This window comes from Microbacterium pullorum (assembly GCF_014836535.1).
Taxonomy (GTDB): domain Bacteria; phylum Actinomycetota; class Actinomycetes; order Actinomycetales; family Microbacteriaceae; genus Microbacterium; species Microbacterium pullorum.
The window spans coordinates 469753-480377 of record NZ_JACSQP010000002.1 but is presented as its reverse complement, the minus strand read 5'-3'; the positions used below and the strand labels follow the sequence as shown (position 1 = coordinate 480377).

The 10625-nt window shown below is 70.1% G+C and carries 6 protein-coding genes; 3 read left to right on the top strand and 3 right to left on the bottom strand.

Going from position 1 to position 10625, the window contains the following annotated elements:
- Window positions 1-137 precede the first annotated feature (137 nt).
- The 3 genes from chvE to mmsB all read left to right on the top strand — a co-directional run bounded on the left by chvE (window position 138) and on the right by mmsB (window position 4137).
- Entirely contained in the window at window positions 138-1265 is a 1128-nt protein-coding gene (gene chvE, locus H9651_RS04870; protein ID WP_318244761.1) for a multiple monosaccharide ABC transporter substrate-binding protein, read from the top strand.
- Window positions 1266-1352: 87 nt separating this feature from the next.
- The gene (gene mmsA / locus H9651_RS04865) at window positions 1353-2879 is read left to right on the top strand and encodes a multiple monosaccharide ABC transporter ATP-binding protein (protein ID WP_191717952.1); all 1527 of its coding nucleotides are present in this window, start codon (window positions 1353-1355) and stop codon (window positions 2877-2879) included.
- Window positions 2880-2901: 22 nt separating this feature from the next.
- On the top strand, window positions 2902-4137 hold the full coding sequence (gene mmsB, locus H9651_RS04860; protein WP_191717951.1) for a multiple monosaccharide ABC transporter permease: 1236 nt from the start codon (window positions 2902-2904) through the stop codon (window positions 4135-4137).
- Window positions 4138-4208: 71 nt separating this feature from the next.
- Here mmsB and H9651_RS04855 read toward each other — a convergent pair whose 3' ends face one another.
- The 3 genes from H9651_RS04855 to hrpA form a co-directional block, all read right to left on the bottom strand.
- Window positions 4209-5516 carry an O-acetylhomoserine aminocarboxypropyltransferase/cysteine synthase family protein gene (locus tag H9651_RS04855; protein ID WP_191717950.1) on the bottom strand — a complete coding sequence of 436 codons (1308 nt, stop codon included), beginning with the start codon at window positions 5514-5516 and terminating at the stop codon, window positions 4209-4211.
- Window positions 5517-5598: 82 nt separating this feature from the next.
- The gene (locus tag H9651_RS04850; protein ID WP_191717949.1) at window positions 5599-6546 is read right to left on the bottom strand and encodes a quinone oxidoreductase family protein; all 948 of its coding nucleotides are present in this window, start codon (window positions 6544-6546) and stop codon (window positions 5599-5601) included.
- Window positions 6547-6573: 27 nt separating this feature from the next.
- Window positions 6574-10542: an ATP-dependent RNA helicase HrpA gene (hrpA, locus tag H9651_RS04845; RefSeq protein ID WP_404802989.1), complete on the bottom strand. Its 3969-nt coding sequence runs from the start codon at window positions 10540-10542 to the stop codon at window positions 6574-6576.
- Between the last annotated feature and the right edge of the window lie 83 nt (window positions 10543-10625).

The window sequence follows — 10625 nt, the reverse complement described above, 5'->3', positions numbered from 1 at the left end:
CGCAGGACGCGATCGACCGGCTCTACGACCGGTACCAGAACGTCTACGGACAGACCACCGACGACCGCCGGTAGCCCCCGGGCGAGCGGTCAGCAACGCAATACCAAGACAGAGCAGTCCACTGGAAAGGAAACACAGTGAAGACCAAGAAGATCTTCTTCGCGGCGGCGACGATCGCCGCGGGCGCCCTCGTGCTCTCGGGGTGCACCGGCGGCACCGACGGCGGAGACGAAGGTGGTGGCGGGGACGGTGGCCTCATCGGCGTCGCCATGCCCACCAAGAGCTCGGAGCGGTGGATCCAGGACGGCGACGCCGTCAAGGCCACCCTCGAGGAGCAGGGGTTCAGCGTCGACCTGCAGTACGCCGAGGACGACATCCCCACGCAGGTCTCGCAGATCGAGAACATGATCACCAAGGGCGCCGAAGCGCTGATCGTCGCCTCGATCGACGGCACGACGCTGTCGGAGGTGCTGCAGACCGCAGCCGACGCCGACATCCCCGTCATCGCCTACGACCGCCTCATCCGCGACACCGAGAACGTCGACTACTACGCGACGTTCGACAACTTCCTCGTCGGTCAGCAGCAGGCTTGGACCGTGCTCAACGGCTTGGGCCTGACCGATCTGGAGGGCAACCCGACCGATGGCGCGCCCGCCGGGCCGTTCAACATCGAACTGTTCGCCGGCTCGCTCGACGACAACAATGCGTTCTTCTTCTTCAACGGCGCCATGAGCGTCTTCGAGCCGCTGATCGACGACGGCACGCTGGTCGTCAAGTCGGGGCAGACCGACATCGAGCAGGCGGCGACGCTGCGCTGGGACGGCGAAGAGGCGCAGAGCCGCATGGAGAACCTCATCACGGCGAACTACTCCGACGGCTCGCAGGTCGACGCGGTGCTCTCGCCGTACGACGGCATCTCGCGCGGCATCATCGGAGCGCTCACCGACGCCGGCTACACGGTCGGCGAGGAATGGCCGATCATCTCCGGGCAGGACGCGGAGGTCGACTCGGTCAAGGCGATCCTGTCGGGCGAGCAGTACGCGACGATCTTCAAGGACACCCGTGAGCTGGCGAAGGTCGCCTCGGCGATGGCCGTGGCGCTGCTGAACGGCGAGGAGCCGGAGGTCAACGACACCGAGACGTACGACAACGGCGTCAAGATCGTGCCGTCGTACCTGCTCGGACCGGTGCCCGTCGTCGCCGACAACGTCGAGTCGACCCTGGTCGACACCGGCTACTGGACCGCTGAGGAGCTCGGCCTCTAAACAGGCCCCGCTCACCGGTTACCCGGCGGTGGTGGTGGGCACCCGATCCACCACCACCGCCCCACCCCCTCGAGGAAGTCGGAGAACGTGACGAACAACATCCTGGAGATGCGCGGCATCACCAAGACGTTCCCTGGAGTCAAAGCACTCGCCAACGTCAACTTCAGCGTGCGCAACGGTGAAGTGCACGCGATCTGCGGTGAGAACGGCGCCGGTAAGTCGACGCTGATGAAAGTGCTGTCGGGTGTCTACCCGCACGGCACCTACGACGGCGAGATCATCTACGCCGGCGAAGAAGTGCAGTTCAAGAGTCTGCGCGACAGCGAAGCCAAAGGCATCGTGATCATCCACCAGGAGCTGGCGCTGAGCCCGCACCTGTCGATCGCCGAGAACATCTTCCTCAACAATGAGCGCAAGACGCGTGGCCTCATCGACTGGAACAAGACCAACTTCGAAGCAGCGAAGCTGCTCAAGCGCGTCGGGCTGAAGGACAACCCGACCACCAAGATCAATCAGATCGGCGTGGGCAAGCAGCAACTGGTCGAGATCGCCAAGGCGCTGTCGAAAGAGGTGAAGCTGCTGATCCTCGACGAGCCGACCGCGGCGCTCAACGACGAGGACTCCGACCACCTGCTCGATCTCATCCTCAACCTCAAGGAGGAGGGGATCACGTCGATCATCATCAGCCACAAGCTGAACGAGATCAAGAAGGTCGCCGACACCGTGACGGTCCTCCGCGACGGCAAATCGATCGAGACGATCACCAAGGCCGACGTGACCGAAGACCGCATCATCCGCGACATGGTGGGTCGCGACCTCGAGCACCGCTACCCCGACCACGAGCCGCAGCTCGGCGAGGAACTGCTGCGCGTGGAGGACTGGACCGCGCACCACCCGCAGGATCCCACCCGCGTCATGGTCGACAACGTCTCGCTCACCGTGCGCGCCGGTGAGATCGTCGGCATCGCCGGGCTCATGGGAGCCGGGCGCACCGAGTTCGCGATGAGCCTGTTCGGCCGCCGCTACGGCTCGCGCATCTCCGGCCGCGTCTACATGCGCGGCAAGGAGATCAAGACGCGCACCGTCTCCGAGGCGATCGACAACGGCATCGCGTATGCCACGGAGGACCGCAAGACCTACGGCCTCAACCTCATCGAGGACATCAAACGCAACATCTCGATGGCGTCGCTGCGCAAACTCGAGAAGGGCGGCCTCGTCAACGACAACGAGGAGTACGCCGTCGCGAACGAGTACCGCACGAGCATGAACATCAAGGCGCCGAACGTGCTGGTCAAGACCGGGAAGCTCTCCGGCGGCAACCAGCAGAAGGTCGTGCTGTCGAAGTGGATCTACTCCGACCCGGAGGTGCTGATCCTCGACGAGCCGACCCGCGGCATCGACGTCGGTGCGAAGTACGAGATCTACACGATCATCAACAAGCTCGCCGCGGCCGGCAAGGGGATCATCGTGATCTCCTCCGAGCTGCCCGAGCTGCTCGGCATCGCCGACCGCGTGTACGCCCTCTCCGAGGGGCGCATCACCGGCGAGCTGCCCACCGAGCAGGCAACCCCCGAATCCGTCCTCAAGCTGATGACCATGGAGAAGCCCCGCTGAGCGGGAGCAGGAGACAACGACCATGTCCAACGAGAAACCCTCGACCGAGTCCCAGGCCGCCGGCGCGCTGATCCAGCCGGCCGACAACAGGTTCACCCGGTGGCTGTCGACCGTGCTGGCCGACCTCGGCAAGAACGGCATCTTCATCGCGCTCATCGCGGTGATCGTGCTGTTCACGATCCTGACCGACGGCATCCTGCTGCGTCCGCAGAACATCTCCAACCTGATCGTGCAGAACGGCTACATCCTCGTTCTCGCGATCGGCATGGTGATGGTCATCATCGCCGGCCACATCGACCTGTCGGTGGGGTCCGTCGCCGCCTTCATCGGCGCGGTGTCGGGCGTGTTCGCCGTGCACTGGGGACTGCCCTGGTGGCTGGCGATCATCCTGTCGCTGCTCATCGGTGCCCTGGTGGGCGCCTGGCAGGGGTTCTGGATCGCCTACGTCGGCATCCCCGCGTTCATCGTCACGCTCGCCGGCATGCTCATCTTCCGCGGCCTCGCGCTGGTGGTGCTCGGCAACCAGAACATCGGTTCGTTCCCCACGGAGTACCGCGCGCTCGGCAACGGCTTCCTCTCGGGGCTGTTCGGCGAGAGTGACCCCGACATCTTCACCCTCGTCGTCGGCGCCGTGGCGATCGTGGCGATCGTCGTGCAGCAGCTGCGCACCCGGGCAGGGCGCCTGAAGTACGGCCAGGAGGTCGAGCCGATCGTCTGGGTGACGATCAAGCTCCTCGCCGTCGCCGTGGCGATCGGGTTCTTCACCTGGGCGCTGGCGACCTACAAGGGCATTCCGGTGACGCTCATCGTGCTGGCGGCGCTCGTGATGATCTACGGCGTGGTCATGAACCGCACCGTGTTCGGCCGCCACATCTACGCCATCGGCGGCAACCGTCACGCCGCGGAGCTGTCGGGCATCAAGACCCGTCGGGTGGACTTCTGGCTGTTCGTGAACATGGGCGTGCTGGCGGCGCTGGCCGGCCTCATCTTCACGGCGCGCCTCAACCTCGCCGGACCCAAGGCCGGTGACGGTTTCGAGCTCGAGGCGATCTCGGCGGCGTTCATCGGCGGCGCGGCCGTGCAGGGCGGCGTCGGCACCATCGGCGGCGCGATCATCGGTGGTCTCATCATCGGTGTGCTCAACAACGGGATGTCGATCATGGGCATCGGCATCGAGTGGCAGCAGGCCGTCAAGGGCCTCGTGCTGCTGCTGGCCGTGGCATTCGACGTCTACAACAAGCGCCGCTCGGGCAACTGAGCCGACGGCGGCGACGCGGCGCGGTTCCCCTGCGGGGAGCCGCGCCGCGTCGTTGCGGTGGCTGCGCTCGCTCAGCGAGCGGGGAGGGCGGCGAGGAGATCGGCGACGATGTCGGCCGGATCCTCCAGCCCGATCGACAGCCGGATCGTCGTCGTCGAGATGCCGCCGGCGGCGAGCTGCTCGGCGCTGAGGTGGCTGTGCGTCATCGAGGCGGGGTGGGCGACGAGCGTGCGCGCGTCGCCGATGTTCGCCACGAGGTGGGCCACCCGCAGCCGATCGATGAAGGCCGCTGCGCGGTCGAAGTCGTCGTCGGCATCGGTGCCGGGGTGCAGCTCGAATGAGAAGACCGATGCCGCGCCGCGCGGGAGATAACGGCTCGCCGCCGCGTGCCACGGGCTCGTGGCGAGGCCGGGGTGATGCACACGCGCGACGGCGGGGTGGGCGTGGAGGGCCTCGGCGACCGTCTGCGCGGACGAGCTGTGCCGCGCCATGCGCAGATCGAGGCTCTCGAGGCCCTGCAGCAGCTGGAACGCGTTGAACGCCGAAAGCGACGGGCCGATGTCCTGCGAGTACTTCGTGCGCAGCAGTGTCAGATACGCCTTCGCCCCGAACCGCTCCACCAGCGCCGGGCCGGGCACCCGCGCCAGGGGTGTGTTCAGCTGCGGCCAGCGCGCGGGGTCGGCAGCGAAGTCGAAGGTGCCGAGGTCGACGACGAGTCCGCCGAGCGCCGCGCCGTGACCGCCGATGAACTTCGTCGCGGAGTGCACGACGATGTCGGCACCGTGCTGCTTGGGTCGCTGCAGGTAGGGCGTGGCGACGGTGTTGTCGATGACGAGCGGCACCCCGGCTGCGTGGGCGATGTCGGCCACCGTGCGCACGTCCAGCACCTGAGCCAGCGGATTGGCGACGGTCTCGGCGAAGAAGGCGCGGGTCGTCGGGCGCACGGCGGCACGCCACGCCTCGGGGTCGTCCTGATCGACGAACGTGACATCGATGCCCCAGTCGGCGAACGTGTCGGCCAACAGGTAGATGGTGCCGCCGTACAGCTGGTGGGCCGCGACGATGTGCTCGCCCTGGCGGGCGAGAGTCAGCAGCGACAGCGCGACGGCCGCCTGACCCGACCCCACCGACACCGCGCCGACCCCACCCTCGAGGGCGGCGACGCGCTGTTCGAGCACCGCGGCGGTGGGATTGCCGGTGCGGCTGTAGACGTTCCCTTCGCGGCGGAGCGCAAAGAGGTCCCGGGCCTCGGCGAGCGAGGCGAACGCGTACGCGTTGGACTGGTAGATCGGCGGCACACTGGCGTGCGCCACGGTGGCCGGGTCGTAACCGGCCTGCACCTGGGTGGTCGCGAACGAGGGACACGGGGCGTCGGGCATGGCACCCATCATCGCCGTGGGCGGCGCCGGGACGCCGATCGTGTGACGCAGTGTTGCAGTCGGCGGTGGATGCCGCGGGCGCTCAGGGGACGAGCGTGATCTTGCCGTCGACGCCCTGCGCGACCAGGCGGTGCGCCTCGGCGGCCTCACTGAGCGGGAGGGTGGGCCCCAGCTCCACGTCGAAGACCCCGGCGGCGAGCAGCGCGAGGGCCACCGGCACCGCCTCGACCCGCCAGGCGAGCTGCTGCGCGGTGAGCGGCCACGGCGCACCGCCGGAGAACGCTCGGATGCCGAGGCGTTCGGCATCGGGTCCGCGCACGATCGTCGCGATCCGGGTGCGGTCCTCGAGTAGCTCGAACGAGGCCTCGAGCGCTTCGTCGGTGCCGGCGCAGTCGAGGATGGCGGTGATGCCGTCGCCGGCGACTGCGCGCACGCGGTCGACCAGGCCCGGCCCGTAGAGCACCGGCGACGCGCCGAGGGCCGCGACGCGCTCGGTGCGGCGCTCGGAGGAGGTCGCGATCACGTCGGCGCCGGCGAGGCGGGCGAACTGGATGACGGCCTGCCCGACGCTGCCCGACCCGCCGTGCACGAGCAGCGTGTCGCCGGCGCCGATCGCGAGCGAGCGGACGCACTGGTAGGCGGTGCCGATCGGGATGCCGAGGGCGGCGCCGGCCGCAGCGGTGACGGCGGCAGGACGGGCGAAGACCTTGTCGACCGCGGCGACGACCTCGTCGGCGTAGCAGCCGTTCACGCCCGAGAGCACGACCGGGTCGCCGGGACGGTAGCCGTCGACGTCGTCGCCGACGGCGGTGACGATGCCCGCGGCATCCATCCCCAGCCGGCGAGGCTTGTCGAGGCTCGGCGGGGCCGAGGCGCGCAGGCCCGCCCGCAGCTTGGCGTCGATGGGGTTCACCCCCGCGGTCTGGATGCGCACCGCGACCTGGCCGGGGCCGGGCTCATGCGCCGGCACCTCGACCTCGTGCAGCACCTCGGGCTCACCGAACTCGGTGTAGACGATCGCGCGGGACATCGGTACCTCTTCCGTCGGGGATCGAGCCTATCCTCGCAGAGCCTTCTGGATCCGTTGCGGCGACACCGGTTCGGCGGTGCCCAGGCGCTGGGCGAACAGGCTCACGCGGTACTCCTCCAGCAGCCACCGGACGTGGGCGAGGTTCGTGGGGGCGTCCTCTGCCAGCGGGATCGTGCCGCCCGCCTCGGTGTACAGGGCGGCCATGCGCTCGTACTCGGTGAGCCGCTGCCGGTCGCGCCCCGGGTTGTCAGACAGCTGCTGCACGCGTTCGCGGGCGCCGGCGAGGTAGCGGGGCAGGTGCGCGAGGCGCGCGATGCCCGTGCGCGAGACGAAGTCGGGGAACACCAGGCCCGCCACCTGCGCTTTGATGTCGCCCAGGGCCGCCAGCAGCGTCATCGAGTTCTGCTGTCGCACCGCTTTGTCCACATCGCGTGCGGCAGTGAGGATGCGGGCGGTCAGCGACACGGTCTGGAACAGCTCATCGACGACGGCCGCGGAGAACGCGTCGCGGACGCGGCCGAACTCGGCCGCCGTGCGCACGACCGCGCCGTTCGTCGTGCGCGCCAGCGCCGCATCGGCGACGGCGACGCGCGCGTCTTCGATGAGGGCTTTGGCCGAGGGGTAGGGGGAGGCGGCGAGGGCCAGCTTCTCCTGGGCGGTGAGGTGCTCCAGCACATACGACGCGGGGGAGGGCACGGTGAGCAGCAGCAGGCGCCGCACGCCCGCACGGGTGAGCCGCTCGGCGTTCTCCGGCGTCGCCTGGATGCGCAGCGACACCGACCCGCCGTCATCGACGAGCGACGGGTAGCCGCGCACGACGCCGCCGGCGACCCGGGTGTCGACGACCGGCGGGAGGTCGCCGATGCTCCAGTCGACCAGGCCGCTCTGCTCGGCGACCCCTGCGGTGCTGCCCGCAGGGGTGCCGGCGGCGCCGATGGATGCCGCGGCGGCGGGGCCCGGCGCCGGTGTGGCGGGCCGGGGGCCGCGCGGTGCGGTGAGCGAGCGCGTCACGGCGCCGCGGGCGCGGTCGGCGAGCTTTTCCTGCAGCGCGCGCAGATCCCGACCGGAGGCCACGGTGCGCCCGCGTTCATCGACCGCCCGGAACGACACCCACAGGTGCCCCGGCACCCGCTCGAGGTCGAAGTCCGCCGCGGTCACGGGCTGATTGGCGACGCGCTGAACGCGGGCAGCCAGTGCGTCGCGCAGGGCGCGCGGGGGCAGGCCCTCGTGCGATTCGGGGCCGTCGCCGGCGAGCTCCTCGGCGAAGCGGGCTGCCCAGTCGGCGGCCGGCACCACCGAGCGGCGGATGGCCTTGGGAAGGGCGCGCAGCAGCCCCGCGATGAGTTCTCCGCGCAGCCCCGGCACCTGCCAGTCGAAGCCGTCGGGGCGCAGCTGCGCGAGCAGGGCCAGCGGCACGACGACGCTCACGCCGTCGTCGGATGCCCCGGGTTCGAAACGGTACGCCAGCGACAGCACCTGATCGCCCTGCTGCCACCGCATGGGGAAGTCGCGCTCGTCGGCGCGCGAGGCGTCGTCGACGAGGTCGGCTTCGGTGAGGTCGAGCAGGCGCGGCGTGCGGGATGAGGCATCCCGCCACCACGCCTCGAACGAGCGCACGTCGAAGACGTCGTGCGGCAGGCGGGAGGCGTAGAACGCGTACACCGCCTCGTCACCGGCGAGGATGTCGCGGCGTCGCTCGCGCTCCTCGATCTTCTCCAGGCGGCGGCGGAGCTCGAGGTTGCGGCGTTCGAACGCGGTGAGGCGCTTGTCGAGGTGCGAGGTGTTCCACTCGCCCTCGACCAGGGCGTGGCGGATGAACAGCTCGCGGGCGAGCGGGCGGTCGATGCGGGCCAGCTGCACCCGACGGCGGGGCACGATCTCGAGCCCGAACAGCGTCACCTTCTCGGCGGCGACGGCCGCCCCGGCATCCTTGGACCAATGCGGGTCGCTGAGACTGCGGTGCGCCAGGTCGCCGGCGAGCTCCTCAGCCCATTCCGGGTCGATCGCCGCGACCGTGCGGGCGTACAGGCGCGAGGTCTCGACGAGTTCGGCGGCCATGACCGCGTCGGGCGAGGCTTTGCGCAGCCCCGAGCCGGGGAAGATCGCGAACCGCGCGCCGCGCGCGCCGCGGTACTCCGCCCGCGGCCGGCCCTTCGGCCCCTTCGCCGCACGGCCGGCGGTGGCTGCGGGTGCCGAGGTGGTGCGCGTGTCGAGGATGCCGAGGTGCGACAGGAGCCCGGCGAGGATGGCTCGGTGCACCAGCGCCGGATCGGCCGCGCCGAAGCGCTCCCGCCGGGGCGCTTTGGTCAGCTGCCGCAGCTGCCGGTGCACGTCGAACCACTCCCGCACCCGCACGTAGTTGAGGTGCTCGGCCCGGCACATCCGCCGGAACGCGCTGGAGCCGAGCTCGGACTGCTGCTCGCGCAGGTGGTTCCACAGGTTCAGCAGGCTGAGGAAGTCGCTCGTGGGGTCGGTGAACCGCGCGTGCAGGCGGTCGGCCTCTTCGCGCCGCTCCTCGGGGCGCTCGCGGACGTCCTGGATCGACAGCCCCGCGACGATCGCGAGCACGTCGTCGGCGACGTCGAGCCGGCGCGCCTCGATGAGCATGCGGGCGAAGCGCGGATCGATCGGGAGGCGTGCGATCTCGCGCCCGATGTCGGTGAGACGCCAGCCGCGGCCGCTGTCGGCGGCCTTACGGCCGGCGGCGCCCGCACCGCTCGGTGCCCGCACGGCACCGAGCTCGACCAGCAGGTCGAACGCGGCCTTCACACCGCGCGAGTCGGGCGGGGTGAGGAAGGGGAACTCGGTGATGTCGCCGAACCCGAGCGACAGCATCTGCAGGATGACCGACGCGAGGCTCGTGCGCAGGATCTCGGGCTCGGTGTACTCCGGCCGTGAGGCGAAGTCCTCTTCGGAGTACAGCCGGATCGCGATGCCGTCGGAGGTGCGCCCCGCGCGGCCCGAGCGCTGCTGCGCCGACGCCTGCGACACCGCCTCGATCGGCAGCCGCTGGATCTTCGAGCGGGCGCTGTAGCGGGAGATGCGCGCCGTGCCGGCGTCGATGACGTACTTGATCCCCGGCACCGTGAGGCTCGTCTCGGCGACGTTGGTCGCCAGGATCACGCGGCGACGCACACCGGCGACGGTGGATCGCTCGAACACGCGGTGCTGCTCGGCCGAGGACAGCCGGCCGTAGAGGGGGAGGACCTCGGTGGGGGAGGTGTCCTGGGCGTACATGCCGCGCACGGCATCCATCGCGTCGCGGATCTCGGCCTCGCCGGGGAGGAACACCAGCACGTCGCCGGCAGGCTCACGGTCGAGTTCGCGCAGCGCCCCGAGCAGGGCGTCGACGTCGTCGTCGTCCTCGCCGGCGTCGCCCGTCTCGGCGACACGACCGCGGTAGCGGATCTCCACGGGGTAGGTGCGCCCGGACACCTCGATGATGGGGGCCGGGGTGCCCGCGGCATCCGCGAAGTGCTTCGCGAAGCTCTCGGGGTCGATCGTCGCCGACGTGACGATGACCTTGAGGTCGGGGCGGCGCGGCAGGATGCGCCGCAGATAGCCGATCAGGAAGTCGACGTTCAGCGACCGCTCGTGGGCCTCGTCGATGATGATCGTGTCGTAGCGGCGCAGCAGCTTGTCGCGGTGGATCTCGTTGAGCAGGATGCCGTCGGTGACCAGGGCGACCCGGGTGTCGGCCGAGACGTTGTCGGTGAAGCGCACCTTGTAGCCGACGGTGGTGCCCAGCGGCACCTGCATCTCCTCGGCGACGCGCTCGGCGATGGTGCGGGCGGCGATGCGGCGGGGCTGGGTGTGCGCGATGCGGGTGCGGCCGAGTTCGAGGCAGATCTTCGGCAGCTGGGTGGTCTTGCCCGACCCGGTCGCACCGGCGACGATGACGACCTGGTTCTCGGCGATGGCGCGCGCGATCTCGTCCCGCGCCGCGCTGACGGGCAGCTCGGGCGGGTAGACGATGACGGGCTCAGGTGCGGACACAGCCCTCCATCGTATGCCCGCCGCGGCCGCCGCGGCCGTCGCCCGGCGCCGGGGGCTGTTCCGGTGTCGGTTGTGGTGGGTGT

Coding starts and splice junctions, on each gene's coding strand:
- H9651_RS04855 (WP_191717950.1), bottom strand. CDS start 5,516: ATGCCCGACGCCCCGTGTCCCTCGTTCGCGACCACCCAGGTGCAGGCC.
- mmsB (WP_191717951.1), top strand. CDS start 2,902: ATGTCCAACGAGAAACCCTCGACCGAGTCCCAGGCCGCCGGCGCGCTG.
- H9651_RS04850 (WP_191717949.1), bottom strand. CDS start 6,546: ATGTCCCGCGCGATCGTCTACACCGAGTTCGGTGAGCCCGAGGTGCTG.